This window comes from Deinococcus aerophilus (assembly GCF_014647075.1).
Classification (GTDB): domain Bacteria; phylum Deinococcota; class Deinococci; order Deinococcales; family Deinococcaceae; genus Deinococcus; species Deinococcus aerophilus.
Genome location: NZ_BMOM01000009.1, coordinates 61,124 through 77,083, shown reverse-complemented (window position 1 = coordinate 77,083; position 15,960 = coordinate 61,124). Strand labels below are relative to the sequence as shown.

The window sequence follows — 15,960 nt, the reverse complement described above, 5'->3', positions numbered from 1 at the left end:
CCTGAATGAAAGGACGAACTGGTTTGTGATGGTGTCTGTCTTAGCTTCCGGGCGGTTTGTCTTAATTCGGGAGCGGTTATCTTGGAAAGATGGGACCTGTTCCCGGCATCTATCGGCTCCCCCGCCTTGATTGCTGCCTGTACCTTAAAGGCAGCCCGACAACATGGGCGTACGGCGCGGCACAATATGTGAAGCGGCTCAATCGCACATTGGAATGTAAGTCAGGGTACCGGATGAACAGCAGTCATCCGGCGCTTTTTAACATGCAAATGCTCCGGCTCAGCTGAAAGCCGCGGGCCAGAAGAGCGGTTCAGGGTTCCAGGGATTCCACCGCAATCAGCCGCAGGTCGTTGAGGTTGTGGCCGCTGGGACCGGTCACCAGACCGTCGTGCAGGGCGGCGAAGAAGGAGCCGGAATCGTTGCGGGCCAGGAAGGCGCGGGCGTCCAGGCCGGCCGCCCGCGCCCGCACGAGGCTGTCGGGGGTCAGGAACGCGCCCGCTGCCGGGCTGGAGCCGTCCACGCCGTCCGACCCGGCCGAGAGGACGTGCAGGCCGCGCTCGCCCAGCGCGAGCAGCAGCGCCAGCGCAAATTCCTGGTTGCGCCCGCCGACGCCGTCGCCGCGCAGGGTCACGGTGGCCTCGCCGCCGGACAGCAGCACGACCGGGGGCCTTGCCGGGCTGCCGTGGCGCTGCACGCTGCGCGCGATGGCCGCGTGGGCCCGCGCCAATTCTCTCGCCTCGCCCTCGAAACTGTCCGAGAGGATCACTGCCCGCATTCCCTGACCTTCCAGATACGCCTGCGCCGCCTCCAGCAGGTGACGGTTGGAGCCGATCACGGTGTTGGTAACGTGCGGCAGGTGGTCGGGCGTCTCCGGCACCCGGCCCGCCACGCCGGCCTGAAAGTGCCCGCGGACTTCCGGGGCGGAAATGCCGTAGTGGTCCAGCACAGCCAGAGCCTGCGCGAAGGTCGTCCGGTCCGGCACGGTGGGTCCGCTGGCGATCACCGAGGGATCGTCGCCCACCACGTCCGAGATCAGCAGGGCGGTCACCCGCGCCCGCGTGGCCGCCGCCAGCCGCCCGCCCTTGACGTGCGAGAGATGCTTGCGGACGGTATTGATCTCACCGATGTCCGCCCCGGCCCGCAGCAGCGCGCGGGTCAGCGCCTGCTTGTGCTCCAGCGTCACGCCGTCCGGGGCCGCCATCAGGGCGCTGCCGCCGCCGGAGACCAGCACCAGGGCGTGCTGTTCCTCCTTCAGCGCGCCCAACCGCGTGAGCGCTGCGTGCGCCGCCGCCACGCTGGAGGCGTCGGGAACCGGGTGGCTGGACAGCATCAGGTGTGCCTCTGCCGGAAGCTCCAGATGCTCGCTGTCCTTCGGGGCGATCACCAGCGTTTGCACCCCGGGAAAGGCCGCCAGCGCCGCCCGCGCCATCGGCAGCGCGGCCTTGCCGAACGCCAGGATGAAATCGGGCTTCTCTGCGTTCAGATGCGGGGCGTTCAGGTGGGGGGCCAGCAATTGCGCCGGACCCGCGGCCTCCAGCGCGGCGCGGTAGGCCCCTTCCAGCAGTGAGCGGATGTTCATGACAGGAGTTCCTTTTGAGTTAAAGCCGGATTGAAGCCGGGGAGAAAAAAGAAGCGGGCCGCAGCCAGCGCCTTTCTCGCGTCCTGCGTTCCGCCCGGGATGTGGTGTCTACCTTATTCGATGCCGCTCATCTCGGCATAGAACTTCGCCATGCCGGAGTGGTCCAGATCGCCGTCGCCCCGCGCGATCATGGCGTCCATGAGGTTGGCGGCCACGCCCGTGGCGAACAGCGGCACGCCCGCCTCGCGGCCTGTTTCCAGGGCCAGGCGCAGGTCCTTGCGGTGAAGGTTGATGCGAAAGCCCGGCGTGAAGTTGCCGTCCAGAATGCGCTGACCGTGCAGATCCAGAATGCGGCTCTGGGCAAAGCCGCCCAGCAGCGCCTCGCGCACCTTTGCCGGGTCCACACCGCTCTTCTTCGCCAGCGTCAGCGCCTCGGAGACCGCCTGGATGGTCAGGCCCACCACGATCTGGTTGGCGATCTTGGTCACCTGCCCCGAACCCGGGCCGCCGATGTGAACGATATTCTTGCCCACAGCCTCAAACACGGGTCTGGCGCGGTTAAACGACTCCTCGCTGCCGCCCACCATGATGCTCAGGGTGGCACCTTCCGCGCCCACCTGTCCGCCGGACACCGGGGCGTCCAGCGCGTCCGCGCCCCGGGCCGCCAGCTCCCGCTGCACCCTGCGCGAGGTGGCCGGCGAGATGCTGCTCATGTCGATGAACAGCGCCCCCTGCTTGATGCCGTGGGTGACGCCGCCCTCGCCCAGCACCACCTCCTCCACCTGCGGCGAGTCGGGCAGCATGGTGATGATGAGGTCGCTCTGCTCGGCGACTTCTTTAGCGCTGTGGGCCGCCTTCGCCCCGGCCCCCACCAGCTCGTCCATCACCTCGGGCGTGCGGTTGTGAACGACGACGGAGAATCCAGCCTTCACCAGATTCAGCGCCATGGGTTTGCCCATGATGCCCAGACCGATAAAGCCGATGGTTTCTTTGTGTGCCATGTGGTGGCCTCCTTTCAGGTCAAGTCGGGGGACGAAGTTCAGGCGTTCTGTAATGTTTTGAGCCAGCCCAGCGTGTCTTCCGTTCGCCCTTCGGGGATGTATTCCAGGCCCACGTACCCCCCGTACCCCAGGCAGTCCAGCTCGGCCATCAGGAAGGGGTAGTTGATTTCCCCGGTTCCTGGCTGGTGGCGGCCCGGCACATCGGCCAGCTGGATGTGGGCGATGCGGTCCAGATGCTCGCGCACGGTCTGGGTCAGGCGGCCCTCCACGCGCTGCATGTGGTAGACGTCATACTGCAATTTCACGTTGTCGCGCCCGATCTCGTCGATCAAATCCAGCGCACCCTGCGTGCCGTACAGGTAGAAGCCGGGTACGTCGTAGGGATTGAGCGGCTCGACGATCAGCGTCAGGCCCGCGTCGGCCAGCGCGTCGGCGGCGTACTGAAGATTGCCCACCACTGTTTTGCGCGTGGTGGCCTCGTCGCCCTCGGCCTTCCCGACGAGGACGTTGACCAGTTTCGGCCCTTTGGCACCTTTGTAAAGAACGTCCGCGTACGTCAGCGCCTGTTGAACACCCGCACGGAACTCGTCCTCGCGGCCCGGTTGCACGGCAATGCCCCGGTCTCCGCCGGCCCAGTCGCCCGCAGGCAGGTTGAACAGCACCTGACGCTGCCCGTTGCGGTCCAGCCGGTCCCGCAACTCGGCGGCGTCGTAGGGGTAGGGGAACATGTACTCGATGAACCGGAACCCGGCCCGGCCCGCTGCGTCGAAGCGGTCCAGAAAGTCGTGTTCCTGAAACAGCATGGAAAGGTTGGCGGCGTACCTGGGCATGGGTCTCCTTCGGAGGCAGGGGCGGGGAACACGGGTTCCAGACGGTAAAGGAGGTGCGGACCTCCGGGACCATGTCAATCCAGCAGGGCAAGCGCCGTGGGAGCGTCCTCACGGGTTCCAGCCAGGTCCTCGAACTCCACCACGTTGTCCAGTTGGGTGCCCATGCTGATGTTGGTCACGCGCTCCAGAATCACTTCCAGCACCACCGGCACTCGGAACTCCTGGGCCAGCGCCCGGGCTTCTTCCAGCCCGGCCCTGATCCTGTCCGGCTCGGTCACGCGCAGGGCGCGGCAGCCCAGGCCCTCGGCCACGGCCACATGGTCCACGCCGTAGCCGTTGAGGTCCGGGTTGTTGATGTTCTCGAAGGACAGCTGCACCTGATAGTCCATCTCGAAGCCGCGCTGCGACTGGCGGATGAGACCCAGGTAGGAGTTGTTCACCAGCACATGCACGTAGGGCAGCTTGAACTGTGCGCCCACGGCGAGTTCCTCGATCATGAACTGGAAGTCGTAGTCGCCGCTCAGGGCCACCACCGTCTTGCTGCGGTCGGCGGCCACTACCCCCAGCGCGGCGGGCAGCGTCCAGCCCAGAGGCCCGGCCTGTCCGGCGTTGATCCACTGGCGCGGCCCGTACACGTGCAGAAACTGCGCGGCGGCGATCTGCGACAGGCCGATGGTGCTGACATACACCGTGTCGCGCCCGAAGGACCGCAGCATTTCCTCGTACACGCGCTGCGGCTTGATCGGCATGTTGTCGTAGTGGGTCTTGCGCAGCAGGGTGCGCTTGCGCTCGCGGCACTGCTCGGCCCATCCGCCGTAGTCGGGCAGGCGGCCCTGCTGCCGCCACTCGCGCGCCACCTCCACCATCAGCCGCAGGGCCGCGCCCGCGTCGGACACGATGCCGTAATCGGGGCCGAACACGCGCCCGATCTGGGTCGGCTCGATGTCAATGTGGACAAAGCGGCGGCCCTCGGTGTACTTCTCCACACTCCCGGTGTGGCGGTTGGCCCAGCGGTTGCCGATGCCGTACACGAAGTCCGAGGCGAGCAACGTGGCGTTGCCGTACCTCTGCGCGGTCTGCAGGCCGGCCATGCCCGCCATCAGCGGGTGGTCGTCGGGAATGCTGCCCCAGCCCATCAGTGTGGGAATCACCGGAATGCCGGTCAGCTCGGCAAACTGCACCAGTTCCTCGCACGCGTCCGCGTTGATGATTCCGCCGCCGGCCACCAGCAACGGGCGATCGGAGGCGAACAGCATCTCCAGCGATTTCTCGATCTGGGCGCGGCTGGCGGTGGGCCTGTACGGGGGCAGCGGTTCGTAGGTGCCGGGGTCGAACTCGATCTCGGCCATCTGCACGTCGAAGGGCAGGTCGATATGCACGGGGCCGGGGCGACCCGAACGCATGATGTGGAAGGCCTGCTGGAACACGCGCGGCACCAGGGCGGGCTCGCGCACGGTCACGGCCCATTTGGTCACCGGCGCCGCGATGCTCTCGATGTCCACCGCCTGGAAGTCCTCCTTGTACAGGCGGTCGCGCGGAGCCTGACCCGTGATGCACAGAATCGGCACCGAGTCGGCAATCGCCGCGTACAGGCCGGTGATCATGTCGGTCCCGGCAGGGCCGGAGGTGCCGATGCACACGCCGATGTTGCCGGCCCGGGCGCGGGTATATCCGTCGGCCATGTGCGAGGCCCCCTCCACATGCCGCGCCAGGATGTGTTCAATCCCGCCGAGTTTCTTCAGCGCCGCGTACAGCGGATTGATCGCCGCGCCGGGCACCCCGAAGGCGATGTTCACGCCCTCCCTCTTCAGGACTTCGACCGCCGCCTCAATCGCCCGCATCTTTGCCATACGCCCGCCTCCTATGGTCTGAGTGCCCGCAGGTTAAAACTTAGACGTCTATTTGTCAATGTGTGATAACAATTTTCATTCAATAAAAATAAGAAGTCGAGGTCTGGACCGCCGGGTGTCTACGTGGCCGGTCCGCCGCGGCGTTCGGCGTCTTCCAGGTGGTTGACCAGCTTGACGGCCACTTGGGTCAGCACATCGAGTTCCTCGGGGCTCAGGGCGCTCAGGGCTTCCTGTTCGCGGGCGATGTGCTGGGGCAGCAGTTGCTCGACCAGGGCGCGGCCTTCGCGGGTCAGCCGGACCAGGGCCGAGCGGCGGTCTTTCTCGCTCACCACCCGTTCCACCAGTCCCTTCTCCAGCAGCCGGCCCACCCGGTTGGTCATGGACGGCCCGGAGATGGCGGTCAGTTCGCTGAGTTCGGTGTGGGTCAGGCCCTCGGGGGGGGCCGAACGCAGCAGCGTGAGCAGCAGGTCCCAGTTGGAGGAATTCAGGCCCGAGGCGCTGTAGGTCTGGCCCACATGCCTCGCAAAGGCGCTGCCCAGGCGGTCAAGCAGCAGCCCCGTCAGCATCGGGCGGGTGTCCAGGTCGGGCCGGACCCGTTGCCAGTCCTGGCCGATGCGGCCAAGCAGGCCCAGGGTGTCGCTGCGGCCGTCGCGGTCCTGTTCTTCCGGCAGGGCGCGGTCCGGGGCGGGAGGGGTCGGGGTCATGGGCGGCTCCGGGGTCCCGGCATACCGGACCAGTGTATCCCGCCCCGGCGCCGTCCGTCGCGGCGCCGGGGGCGCGGGCCGCTCCAGGCAGTCACACTTCGCTTGGCCCCTTTTCGTGGCCGGGGCCGGCATGCTACACTTCTCCAGTTTGCCCTCCAGCGCGGGGGCGCGGGGCGCTGCCGCACTCGGCAGATGACCCACGCGGCGCACCAGGCACCAAGCGTCCAGGCCGCGAGCAAGGAGAGACAGAGCATGAAGCGTACCTACCAGCCCAACGTCCGCAAGCGGGCCAAGACCCACGGTTTCCGCGCCCGCATGAAAACCAAAGCCGGCCGCAACATTCTCGCGCGCCGCCGCGCCAAGGGCCGCCGCCAGCTCACCGTCAGCGACGAGTAAGTCGCCAGGAGCGGCCCTTATCGCCACCCCACCCCTCCCCAGCGCCACGCAGGAACGGTCTCGCCGTCCGGTGGCGCTGGATTCATTGCGTGGGGACCGCGAGTTCCGCAAGGTCCGCAACCATGGCGTGGCCGTGCGCGACCCCCTGCTGACGGTGCGCGTGACCGAATATCGACCGCGTTACGGCGAGGCGTGGCGGCCACGCGCGATCATTGGCATCGTGGTCTCCAAGAAGACGCTGAGGCGGGCCGTGGACCGCAACCGTGCGCGCCGCCGGGTACGTGAGGCCCTGCGGACCCTGCCGGGCGGTCTGCCGCCGTGCCGCGCCATCGTGCTGCCCAATCCGGGGGTGTTGAGTGTGCCGTTTGAAGTGTTGCAGGCCACATTGACCCGCGCCCTGAGCCGCGCTCCCGGCCGGGCCCAGAGCAAGACCCAGGGCGCGGCTCAGGGCAAGGCGCAGGGGCGCAAGGCGGGGGGAGAAGGGAACCGCCGGGCTGCGGGCGTATCCGCCCCCGTGGCCTCCTCCCCCAGCCCTGACGCTTCCGGGGCCACTCCGGACCGGAAGGCGCCGTGAGCCGGGTGGCACGCGGGCTGGTCCGGGCCGTGCGGTACTACCAGCGCGAGCTGTCGCCGCGCAAGCCGGCGCCCACCTGCCGCTTTACCCCTACCTGCTCGGAATACGCGGCGCAGGCCATCGAACGCCACGGTGCCGTGGTGGGCGGGTGGCTGGCCACGTGGCGGGTGGTGCGCTGCAATCCGCTGGTGCCGGGCAGGTATGACCCGGTGCCCGAACATTTCCCGGACCACCACCTTCCGCCGGAGGCGAGCAACGCTCCGCCTGCGGCCGCTCCGCCCCACCCCGCCTCCCAGAAAAGCCCTTCCCCCAAAAAGAGACGCGTATCCTGATGAAACCCAGACTGCTACTTCCTTTGATCGCCGCCACGGGCGCGCTGCTGCTCACGGGCTGCGGACAGACCGGACCGCTGCCGACCTTCGGCAAGGCCATCAGCCCCGAATGGATCCGTGCCGACTATGACGGCCAGCCCGGCGACGAGTACATCGCCACCAGCAACCTGCAGGACGTGGTGTTCAACGCCCGCGGCGAGATCATCGGCTGGTTCATCAAGAGCTATGCGGGCACGCCCTACATCAAGCGCAATCCCGACGGCAGCGCCAACGTCAGCGGCCTGAAAAACCAGTCCAGCCTCGTGAACATGGTCGGGGAGCGCAAGGCGCTGGCGCTGCAGGGCGGCGGGCTCGATCCCGCGCAGCCGGCCCAGACCACCGCGCCTACGCTGTCCACGGACCTGCCGGCCAACCGGCAGGAGGCGGTCTTCAAGTACGTGCAAAACGGCGTGAACGTGACCAAGACCGTCACGCTGCACCCGCGCAACTTCAAGATTGACGTGCGGACCGACGTGAACAGTGGGCCCGAACGTGTGGACATGCTGTTTCCCGGTCTGGGCAAGGCCGACAACCCCCGCGTGCAGGCGTATGCCAGGGGTGCCGAGCAGCCGGCCGCCGTGCAGGGAGCGGGTACCCTGGTCGTGAACAACGCTCTGTACGCGGCGTTGCAGGAAAAGCCCAGCCAGATCGCGCACGCGCTGATCGTCCGCCCGCAGGGGGACACCACCCTGAACGCCACCCTGACCGGCGGGACGCAGGGCCTGATCGCAGCCAGCGTGCCGGCCCAGAGCAGCGTGGAAGTGTACGGCGGCAAGAACGAGCTTATTCACCTGTATCAAAGCGGCTACACGGAACTGCCGGGCCTGTTCCAGCCCAATATCTTCGGTCAGATCAGCCTGTACATCGTCAAACTGATGGAGGCGATCTACAAGTTGGTGGGCAACTGGGGTCTGGTGCTGGTGCTGCTGACCGTGCTGCTGCGGCTGATCATGTGGCCGCTGATGCAGGCCCAGGGCCGCACCACCGCCCGCATGCAGGTGATGCAGCCGCGCATCAAGGAAATCCAGGACAAGTACAAAGACCGCAAGGACCGCGACTCGCAGGTGGCCATGCAGGCCGAGATGCAGAAGCTGTACAAGGACTACAACTTCAACCCGGCTGGATGCCTCTCGACCTTCCTGCCCTTCCCGGTGTTGATCGCGCTGTGGTCCACCATCCGCAACTTCGAGTTCGACAGCGGCTTCCTGTGGCTGCCGGACCTCGCCATCCCCGATCCGTTTTACATCCTGGCGCTGTTCTACCTGATCGTAAACATCGGGCAGCTGTACGTCATGACCCGCAAGAACCCGGCCATGTTCCGCCAGCAGGCGTTCATCTACCTGATCTTCCTGTATTTCGCCCTGACCTTCCCGGCCGGCGTGACCATCTACATCATCCTGAGCACCATGATCGGCATCGTGCAGCAGGTCATCATCAACCGGCAGGTCGAGGCCGAGACGGCCACCATCGGCCAGCGAGTGGAGAAGGCGAGCGCGGCCCGGACCGTGACCGCCCCGGCGAACGGCGGGGGCAAGACCGTGATCGCCAAGACGGCCAAACCCTCCAAGACCCTGGACGCTCCCAAGAAGTAGCGCCCCGGATAGGGAAGACCGCCCGGCCGTCATGGCCGGGCGGTCTTTCTTTCTGGTGACCGATTCTATTCGCTCGTCTGCTCCAGTCGGCCCCATGCCTTCAGGGTCAGCAGCGCGTCCAGCGTCAGGGCGCTGCGCCACTCGGCCTCGGCTTCGGGCCACGTCTCGGGGAACTGTCCGAACCACGTCCAGGTCGGTCCCCAGCTGCCGTCCGCGGCCTGTGCGCCGATCAGGTGGGCCAGGGCTGCGCTGAGCGGTTCTTCCAAGGCGTGGGCCAGCGGGTGCCCCGGCGTCGGCGCGACCATCAGCGGGTTCAGGCCGTGCTGGGCAAACTCCTCCGGGATGGTCTGAACCCGGCCGGGCAGCACGTCGGCCAGATACTCCAGCACCGGCAGGCGGTGGTCGTCGGGAATCTGGGACGTTCCGGCAAAGACGGCCGCCGCCGCGTGGCCGTTCGCGTCCCCCTCCTCCAGCCCGGCGAGCACCGCGTCCCGCGCTTCGAGCGTCAGCTGGGCGAGCAGACCGTCCGGCCACAGCGCCGGCCAGCGCCACAGCCGGCCCACAAGTTCGGCGCGCGGATTGACCCGGAAGCCGCCGAAGGTCCGGGCCAGCTCGCCCGGCGGGCGCTGGTTCCACCACGGCGCGTGCGGATGGGATTCGGCCTGCGGCGGCACAAAGGGCCACACGCTGCCGTCCGCGTCGGTGTGCAGCTGCGTGTGCAGCCAGGCCACCGCGCCTTCCAGCAGCGGTTCGTCGGCGGGTACATCCAGATCCTGCAGTGCCCGCAGCGCCATCAGGGTCGCCAGGACGCTGCTGTGGGGAGCGCGCAGGTCCGGTTCCAGGGCCTGTCCAAAGCCGCCGTCATCGTTGCGGTAGGCCCTCAGCGCGTCCAGCACCCCGCCGGCCTCCCCGCCCTCAAAGGCGTGGCGAAACCGCGCGGCGTCCAGGGCCCGGCCCCCCTCCAGCACGAACGCGCGGGCGCGGGCGAAGGCCTCCGGGGTCAGGTGGGCGCTGGGCATGGGGCAGGGTAACATCCGGGGCAACAGGCCACAGGAAGGGAGCGCAGGGTTCACCGGCCCCACAACTTCGCCGCCGGCCGCCCGGTGTTCAGTACTCCATGACCTGCCGGATCGCCCGCGCCACCCGCACGGCATTGGGGCGGTACACGTCCTCGATGGCCGTGAAGGGGGGGTAGGGCGCGTCGAAGCCGGTGACCCGCACGACGGGGGCGTGCAGGTACTCGATGGCCTCTTCGGCGATGATCGCGCTGATCTCACTGTGGAACCCGCCCGTACGCGGCGCCTCGGTGACCACCACGGCGCGGCCGGTTTTCTGCACGCTCTCCAGAATGGTCTCGGTGTCCAGCGGCACCAGGGTCCGCAGGTCAATGACCTCCACGCCGATGCCGGCGCTCTGGGCGGCGGCGGCGGCCTTCTGGGCCACCTCCACCATGCCGCCGTAGCAGATCACGGTGACGTCGTTGCCTTCCGTGACCACGCGCGCCTTGCCCAGCGGAATGCGGTAGTCGCCGGTCTGAACGTCTTCCTTGACGCTGCGGTAGAGCTTGATGGCCTCAAAGAAGAACACCGGGTCCGGATCGTTGATGGCAGACAGCAGCAGTCCCTTGGCGTCGCTGGGGGTGCTGGGAATCACGACCTTGACTCCGGGGGTGTGCGCCAGGATGGCCTCGGGGCTGTCGGCGTGCTGCTCGGGGGTATGAACACCGCCGCCGTAGGGCGCGCGCACCACCATGGGCAGGTGGTAGCGGCTGCGGGTGCGGTGGCGGTAGCGCCCCAGGTGCGAGAGCACCTGATCCAGCGCCGGGTACAGAAAGCCCGCGAACTGGATCTCGGCCACCGGCTTGAGTCCGGCCAGGCCCATGCCGATGCCCATGCCCACGATGCCGGCCTCGGCCAGCGGCGTATCGAAGACCCGCTCGGCACCGTACCTGGCCTGCAGGCCGTCGGTGGCCCGGAACACGCCGCCCATCACGCCTACGTCCTCGCCGAAGATGTGGACGGTCGGATCGGCGGCCAGCGCCAGGTCCAGGGCGTCGTTGATGGCGGCGACCATGGTCATGGTCCGGGTTTCGGTGCGGGGTGCGGCGGCGGTCATGCGTTCTCCTCGGCCAGAATCTGTGCGCGCTGGCGGGCCAGCTGGGGGGTGGGCTCGGCAAAGACGTGGTCCAGAATCTCGGCGGGGGTCGGCTCGGGGTAGCCGTCGGCCTCCTGCAGGGCCGCCTCGAACTCGTCGGCCACCTCCTTGAGCAGCGCGGCCTCCGAGGCCTCGGTCATCAGGCCCTCGGCGAGCAGATGGGTCCGCAGACGCAGCACCGGGTCCTTGGCGTCCCACCCGGCGTTGTCCTCCTCGGTGCGGTATCGGCTGGGATCGTCGGCCACCGTGTGCGGCTTGACCCGGTACGTCACGGTCTCGATCAGGGTGGGGCCGCCGCCGTTGCGGGCGCGTTCCACGGCCTCGCGGGTCACGTGGTAGGTCGCGAGCACGTCGTTGCCGTCCACCCGCACGCCGGGAATGCCGTAACCCTCGGCGCGGCGCGAGAGGTTGGTGGCGCGGGTCTGGCTGCGCGTGGGCACGCTGATGGCCCAGCCGTTGTTCTGCAGGATGAACACGCACGGAGCGTCCAGCGCGCCCGCGAAGTTCAGGGCCTCGTGAAAGTCGCCCTCCGAGCTGCCGCCGTCCCCGATGTAGGCCATTGCCACGTTGCGCGTGCCCTTGCGTTTCTCGGCCAGCGCCGCCCCGACCGCGTGCGGGTACTGGGTGGCGATGGGAATGTAGAACGGCAGCACCTTGAGGTTCTCGGGCATGGCCCAGCCGTGCGGCGAGGTGCGCCAGTACGCCAGCGCCCGCGCGATGGGCAGGCCCAGGGTCAGGGCCGCGCCGGTGTCGCGGTAGGTGGGAAACAGCCAGTCGTCGGCGGTGAGGGCGGCGGCGGTGCCGCACTGGCTGGCCTCCATGCCCCCGAAAGGCGGAAAGACCCCCAGGCGGCCCTGGCGGTACAGCACCCATCCGCGGTCGTCGAAGTGGCGGGCGCGGCGCATCTCGCGGTACAGGCGCAGCCGGGTCTCGGGGTCCGGCAGCTCGGCGGCCCCGGTGGCTGTGCCCTCGGGCGTGAGCAGCTGGAACATGTCCCCGGCGTTGGCGTACGCAGCGGCGGCCGCGTCCAGGGCGGCGTCGCTGGGCAGGGTGCCCATGGGCGGGGTCACGGTGGAAGCGGAAACGGACTTGGTCTTGGATTTGGAACGGGTCATGCGACCTCCGGTCAGTGACCTGGGAACAACAGAAGCAGGGGCAGGCGGCCGTCCGCATGGAACGGGGCGGAATCCAGGCAGACGGTCAGGGAGCGCGGCGCTGGTTCAGCAGGCGGCGCGGTTCCGGGGGAGACTCGGGCGGGCAGGAACGCGGGAAGTGTGGCATGGAGGTTCGTTGGGGATAAAGCAGGGCGCAGGCCCGGTGGGGTGGAAGCCCCAGCGTAGCAGCCACGCGGACCGAAACCAAACGGGCGTTCGTGCGGGCCGAACCGGCGGCGTGGCCGACCTGAAAGGGCAGGGGGGGCCGCACCGTTTCCGATTCGGCGCCCCCCCTGTGCATTTGAAGTGTGCGCTCCAGAGTCGTGCAATCCGGAGCCGTGTTCCCTGGAACTGGGCAGGCGTTACTGCCAGGTGCCGCCGTTGTAGGTGGCGCTGCCCGAGGCTGGGGTGGTGTAGCTGCGGTTGTTGCCGCCCTCGTAGGTCACGCCCGCACCACTGTCCCCGGGTTTCTTGATGAACTTGAACTGCAGGGCCACGCTGGGCGGCAGGCTGACGGTGGTCTTCCAGGTGCAGGTGCTGCCCGAGCATCCGCTGGCGGTCATGGCCAGCGCCGAGCCGGTGTTCCACGCGCCCAGCTCACTGCGGTCCCCGACCAGATACACGTCCTGACCGTAGAACGTATTCGCCGTGACCTGGAAGGTGATGGTGGTGGACCCGCCGCCACCCCCGCTGCCTGCGGCTCCGGCGCGGTAGATGCCCATCTTGCCGGCCCCCAGCGTGACCGGCAGCTTGCCGCCGGCCACGGTGACGCTGCCCGGCGCTCCCTCGGCAAGCAGGTCGTTGAAGACCGTGCCGTTGGGCAGGGCCGCCTTGTCGGCGGCGCTGATGCCGGCGTTGCCCTGCAGGTCCAGATTCACGGTGGCGCTGCTCGCCGAGGAATTGAGGACCACCACAACCCGGCTGCTGCCGCTGCCCCGGTAGAAGGCGAACACATTCTGGCCACCGTTGGGCCGCCACAGTTCCGCGTAGTTGCCCTTCCACAGCGCGGGGGCGCCGGTACGGATGCCGATCAGCTTCTTGGTGAGGTCGAAGGTGGACTTGGGTGTGCCGCCTCCTGCCATGAAGTTCGCCTGGGTGGCGTTGCGGCCGCTGTCGGTCCAGGCCCAGGTCGGCATATCGCGGCGGTTGTCGGGATCGGAGCCGCCGTACATGCCCAGCTCGTTGCCGTAGTACAGCTGCGGAATGCCGGGCAGGGTCATCAGCGAGCCCAGGGCCAGCGCGTAGCGGGTGCGGATCTCGGCCTCGGGGACGCCCACGCCCGGCTCGTTCACGAAACGCGGCACGTCATGGTTGTCCAGCAGGTTCACCTGCAGCAGGGTGCGGCTCAGGCCGAAGGTGTTCAGGGTGTCCTGCGTGCGGGCGGCCAGGGCGTCCAGACTGCCGCCGCGCCCCAGACTGTCCACCATCGCCTGACGCAGCGGGAAGTTGAAGGTCGAGTCGAAGCCGGCGTCCAGGTAGGTCTTCAGCTTGCCCAGATTGCCCGAATCGAAGACCTCGCCGAGCAGGAAGGTGTTGGGCCGCGCACCGAGCACCCCGGGCACCCAGGAGTTCTGCCAGTAGGTGGTGGGGGCGTGCTTGACCGTATCCATGCGGATGCCGTCGAGGGCGTAGGTGCTGGTCCAGGTCTTGCTAAGGTTGGTCAGGTAGGTGGCGACGGCACTGTCCTCCTGGCGGAAGTCCGGCAGACCGGCCAGCGGGCAGGTGATGTCGTCGCCGCTGCAGTCGGCATGAAACCACCCGGGCTGCTGCGAGACGATCCGTGCTCCGTACCCGGCGTGGTTGACCACCATGTCCATCATGTATTTCTGGCCAGCGGCGTGCAGGTCGCCGATCAATCCGTTCAGGTCGGCGCTGGTGCCCAGCTTGGGCTCCAGGGCGGTGTCGTCCGGGATGGTGTAGTCCGGCCAGTAACCGTGGTAGCCGCACTGGCTGCCGTTGACAAGACCCACCTGTTTGTACACCGGCGTGGTCCAGACGGTGGTGGCTCCCAGATCACGGATGTACGGCAGCTTGTTGCGCAGCCCGGCGAGGTCTCCGCCATGAAACTTGGTGGCGCTCGCCTTGTCAAAGCAGCTGGCCTGCCCCAGGCCGTCGTTGGCCGTGTTGCCGTTGTAGAACCGGTCGGGCATGACCAGATAGATCACCTGTTTCTGCCACGCCTCGATGTTGGTTCCGCTGATGGTCTGTCCGGACAGGGAGGATGTGGAATCGGTTCCAGATGCGGCAGGTGAAGGTCCCTGGGCACAGGACCCGAGCAACAGGGCAACGGACAGAGCAGGCAACAGACCACGGCAACGGTTCATGGAAACCCCCAGAAAAACGGGCCCCACCTGCAGTGGAGCCGGACATTGATAATGTGCCGGCCAAACATACCACGCCGTTTTTAAGCCGGGAAGTTTGAGCGAAACTTCATTTGGGGGGCAGGAAAACAGCGGGGGCGTGCGCCGGAGCGCCGCCCCCGGACCGGGCACTGGTGGAGGGCTAGTGGGCGGCGGCAGGCTGCGGGGCCAGGGCCAGCTGTCCGGGCGTCAGCGGTTCGCGCAGCAAGCGTGCGAATCCCTCGGCCCCGTGCCGCTGCACCCACCCGCGCACCAGTGCGCCGCCCACGCTGTAGGTGAAGATGTACGCGCGGAAGTTGGGGTTCTGAATGAAGCGCAACGCCTGACGCGCCCGCTCCTCGGTGGCGAGGTCATAGCGGCGCAAAAAGGCCACGACCTCCTCCTCGGCCTGCCCGTCTTCATGCAGCATCAGGGCGGCGGTGCCGCGCACGTTTTTCAGACCTTCGCGGGCGTGGGCGGCGTTCAGGAATGCCCGGATGTCTGCGCTGTGCAGCCCCGCCAGAACCGCGAGTTCGCCCGTCAGCCAGTCTTCGACCTCGGCCCGGTCCATCACGGCGTCCAGGGCGTTGGTGGCGACGCCCTCGCTCACCACGCATTCGGGGGCGTTGATGAGCTGGATGCTGTGCTCGTGCCAGCCGTATTCGCGCACGAGCAGCGCCTCCTTGGTCGCGTGCTCGGTGTGGTGGCCGGGATAGCCCTCATGGGCAAGCAGGTCGGGCAGACCCGTCAGCAGAACCGGCAGGTCGGTGTTGATGTCGATGCGGCTTTTCAGGTTGCCCAGCGGCCAGTTGTACCCGCCCCAGGGTTTGTCGGACACCAGCCCGATGGCGAAGTCCTCTCCGTCCGGCAGTCCGAAGCGCCGCTGCACCCGCCCGCGCAGTTCGTGCAAAATCGGCTGTGCCACCCGCAGGATGTCGCCCTGCGGCAGGGCCACCCGGGTCCGCAACGCTTCAAGCCGTTCGGTCAGGGGGCCGCTTCCGGGCACGGCCGTTTCCAGGGCGTCCAGGGCGGCGTCCAGTTCGGTGGGGTCGGCCCGCACCGGGTCAATGTCGTACAGGCCGCGCACTTCCTGGGTGTAGGGCAGAGCCTCGCCCGCAATCAGGCGGGTCATGGTGTGCATGGCCGAAACCTGCACGCGCAGGAACTCGCGCCGGGCGTCGTCCGCCACCCCGGACACGTCGGCCTGCAGTTCCTGAGCCTCGGCCTGGAGGGCGGCGGGGTCGCGCCGGGTGCGGTCGGCCCACTCGGATGGACCGCCGTAGCCGTCGATAAACCCCTCGGAATGGGCGTCGATGGCGTGGGCGAGGCGGATGTAGCGTTCGGCAAAGTCCATGCCCGGCAGAATAGGGCCAGGGAACAGAACGTGGGAGAAGGGTCGCCGGGGGCCTCTCGCCG

The 15,960-nt window shown here is 68.0% G+C and carries 14 protein-coding genes; 4 read left to right on the top strand and 10 right to left on the bottom strand.

From position 1 onward, the window contains the following. Window positions 1-310 precede the first annotated feature (310 nt). The 5 genes from IEY21_RS07775 to IEY21_RS07755 form a co-directional block, all read right to left on the bottom strand. Complete coding sequence (locus tag IEY21_RS07775) at window positions 311-1,579, bottom strand: glycerate kinase type-2 family protein (RefSeq protein ID WP_229752965.1); 1,269 nt, start codon at window positions 1,577-1,579, stop codon at window positions 311-313. Between the two features lie 113 nt (window positions 1,580-1,692). After that, entirely contained in the window at window positions 1,693-2,580 is an 888-nt protein-coding gene (locus IEY21_RS07770; RefSeq protein ID WP_188903077.1) for a 2-hydroxy-3-oxopropionate reductase, read from the bottom strand. Window positions 2,581-2,618: 38 nt separating this feature from the next. Then, window positions 2,619-3,410 (bottom strand): 2-oxo-tetronate isomerase, encoded by a 792-nt coding sequence (gene otnI, locus IEY21_RS07765; RefSeq protein WP_188903075.1) that lies wholly within the window; start codon window positions 3,408-3,410, stop codon window positions 2,619-2,621. Window positions 3,411-3,484: 74 nt separating this feature from the next. Beyond that, complete coding sequence (gene gcl / locus IEY21_RS07760; RefSeq protein WP_188903073.1) at window positions 3,485-5,260, bottom strand: glyoxylate carboligase; 1,776 nt, start codon at window positions 5,258-5,260, stop codon at window positions 3,485-3,487. 119 nt (window positions 5,261-5,379) lie between these two features. After that, window positions 5,380-5,964, bottom strand: a complete 585-nt coding sequence (locus tag IEY21_RS07755) for a MarR family winged helix-turn-helix transcriptional regulator (protein WP_188903071.1) — start codon at window positions 5,962-5,964, stop codon at window positions 5,380-5,382. A 252-nt stretch (window positions 5,965-6,216) separates the two neighbouring features. Here IEY21_RS07755 and rpmH point away from each other — a divergent pair, with 252 nt between their 5' ends. The 4 genes from rpmH to yidC all read left to right on the top strand — a co-directional run bounded on the left by rpmH (window position 6,217) and on the right by yidC (window position 8,897). Then, a complete protein-coding gene (rpmH, locus tag IEY21_RS07750) occupies window positions 6,217-6,360 on the top strand; it encodes a 50S ribosomal protein L34 (protein WP_188903069.1) in 144 nt (47 codons plus the stop codon). 85 nt (window positions 6,361-6,445) lie between these two features. Further along, a complete protein-coding gene (rnpA, locus tag IEY21_RS07745) occupies window positions 6,446-6,934 on the top strand; it encodes a ribonuclease P protein component (RefSeq protein ID WP_188903137.1) in 489 nt (162 codons plus the stop codon). Beyond that, window positions 6,931-7,266, top strand: coding sequence for a membrane protein insertion efficiency factor YidD (yidD, locus tag IEY21_RS07740; RefSeq protein WP_188903066.1), 336 nt, complete (start codon window positions 6,931-6,933; stop codon window positions 7,264-7,266). The genes rnpA and yidD overlap by 4 nt, the downstream gene beginning before the upstream one ends. Then, window positions 7,266-8,897, top strand: coding sequence for a membrane protein insertase YidC (gene yidC / locus IEY21_RS07735; protein ID WP_188903064.1), 1,632 nt, complete (start codon window positions 7,266-7,268; stop codon window positions 8,895-8,897). Before yidD ends, yidC begins: the two co-directional genes overlap by 1 nt. 65 nt (window positions 8,898-8,962) lie before the next feature. Here the strand turns inward: yidC and IEY21_RS07730 are convergent, their stop codons facing one another. The 5 genes from IEY21_RS07730 to IEY21_RS07710 form a co-directional block, all read right to left on the bottom strand. Next, the gene (locus tag IEY21_RS07730; protein ID WP_188903062.1) at window positions 8,963-9,916 is read right to left on the bottom strand and encodes a hypothetical protein; all 954 of its coding nucleotides are present in this window, start codon (window positions 9,914-9,916) and stop codon (window positions 8,963-8,965) included. Window positions 9,917-10,004: 88 nt separating this feature from the next. Beyond that, window positions 10,005-11,012, bottom strand: coding sequence for an alpha-ketoacid dehydrogenase subunit beta (locus IEY21_RS07725; RefSeq protein WP_188903060.1), 1,008 nt, complete (start codon window positions 11,010-11,012; stop codon window positions 10,005-10,007). Then, the gene (pdhA, locus tag IEY21_RS07720; protein WP_229752967.1) at window positions 11,009-12,043 is read right to left on the bottom strand and encodes a pyruvate dehydrogenase (acetyl-transferring) E1 component subunit alpha; all 1,035 of its coding nucleotides are present in this window, start codon (window positions 12,041-12,043) and stop codon (window positions 11,009-11,011) included. Before pdhA ends, IEY21_RS07725 begins: the two co-directional genes overlap by 4 nt. Before the next feature lie 524 nt (window positions 12,044-12,567). Then, window positions 12,568-14,529 carry an alpha-amylase family glycosyl hydrolase gene (locus IEY21_RS07715; RefSeq protein ID WP_188903058.1) on the bottom strand — a complete coding sequence of 654 codons (1,962 nt, stop codon included), beginning with the start codon at window positions 14,527-14,529 and terminating at the stop codon, window positions 12,568-12,570. A gap of 178 nt (window positions 14,530-14,707) precedes the next feature. Next, window positions 14,708-15,898, bottom strand: a complete 1,191-nt coding sequence (locus IEY21_RS07710) for a DUF885 domain-containing protein (protein ID WP_188903057.1) — start codon at window positions 15,896-15,898, stop codon at window positions 14,708-14,710. Window positions 15,899-15,960: the final 62 nt, after the last annotated feature.

What these genes read in the sequence shown, in the direction of transcription:
- IEY21_RS07730 (WP_188903062.1), bottom strand. Translation starts at nt 9,916, where the DNA reads ATGCCCAGCGCCCACCTGACCCCGGAGGCCTTCGCCCGCGCCCGCGCG.
- IEY21_RS07725 (WP_188903060.1), bottom strand. Translation starts at nt 11,012, where the DNA reads ATGACCGCCGCCGCACCCCGCACCGAAACCCGGACCATGACCATGGTC.
- gcl (WP_188903073.1), bottom strand. Translation starts at nt 5,260, where the DNA reads ATGGCAAAGATGCGGGCGATTGAGGCGGCGGTCGAAGTCCTGAAGAGG.
- IEY21_RS07775 (WP_229752965.1), bottom strand. Translation starts at nt 1,579, where the DNA reads ATGAACATCCGCTCACTGCTGGAAGGGGCCTACCGCGCCGCGCTGGAG.
- yidC (WP_188903064.1), top strand. Translation starts at nt 7,266, where the DNA reads ATGAAACCCAGACTGCTACTTCCTTTGATCGCCGCCACGGGCGCGCTG.
- IEY21_RS07755 (WP_188903071.1), bottom strand. Translation starts at nt 5,964, where the DNA reads ATGACCCCGACCCCTCCCGCCCCGGACCGCGCCCTGCCGGAAGAACAG.
- rpmH (WP_188903069.1), top strand. Translation starts at nt 6,217, where the DNA reads ATGAAGCGTACCTACCAGCCCAACGTCCGCAAGCGGGCCAAGACCCAC.
- IEY21_RS07710 (WP_188903057.1), bottom strand. Translation starts at nt 15,898, where the DNA reads ATGGACTTTGCCGAACGCTACATCCGCCTCGCCCACGCCATCGACGCC.
- pdhA (WP_229752967.1), bottom strand. Translation starts at nt 12,043, where the DNA reads ATGTTCCAGCTGCTCACGCCCGAGGGCACAGCCACCGGGGCCGCCGAG.
- IEY21_RS07770 (WP_188903077.1), bottom strand. Translation starts at nt 2,580, where the DNA reads ATGGCACACAAAGAAACCATCGGCTTTATCGGTCTGGGCATCATGGGC.
- otnI (WP_188903075.1), bottom strand. Translation starts at nt 3,410, where the DNA reads ATGCCCAGGTACGCCGCCAACCTTTCCATGCTGTTTCAGGAACACGAC.
- IEY21_RS07715 (WP_188903058.1), bottom strand. Translation starts at nt 14,529, where the DNA reads ATGAACCGTTGCCGTGGTCTGTTGCCTGCTCTGTCCGTTGCCCTGTTG.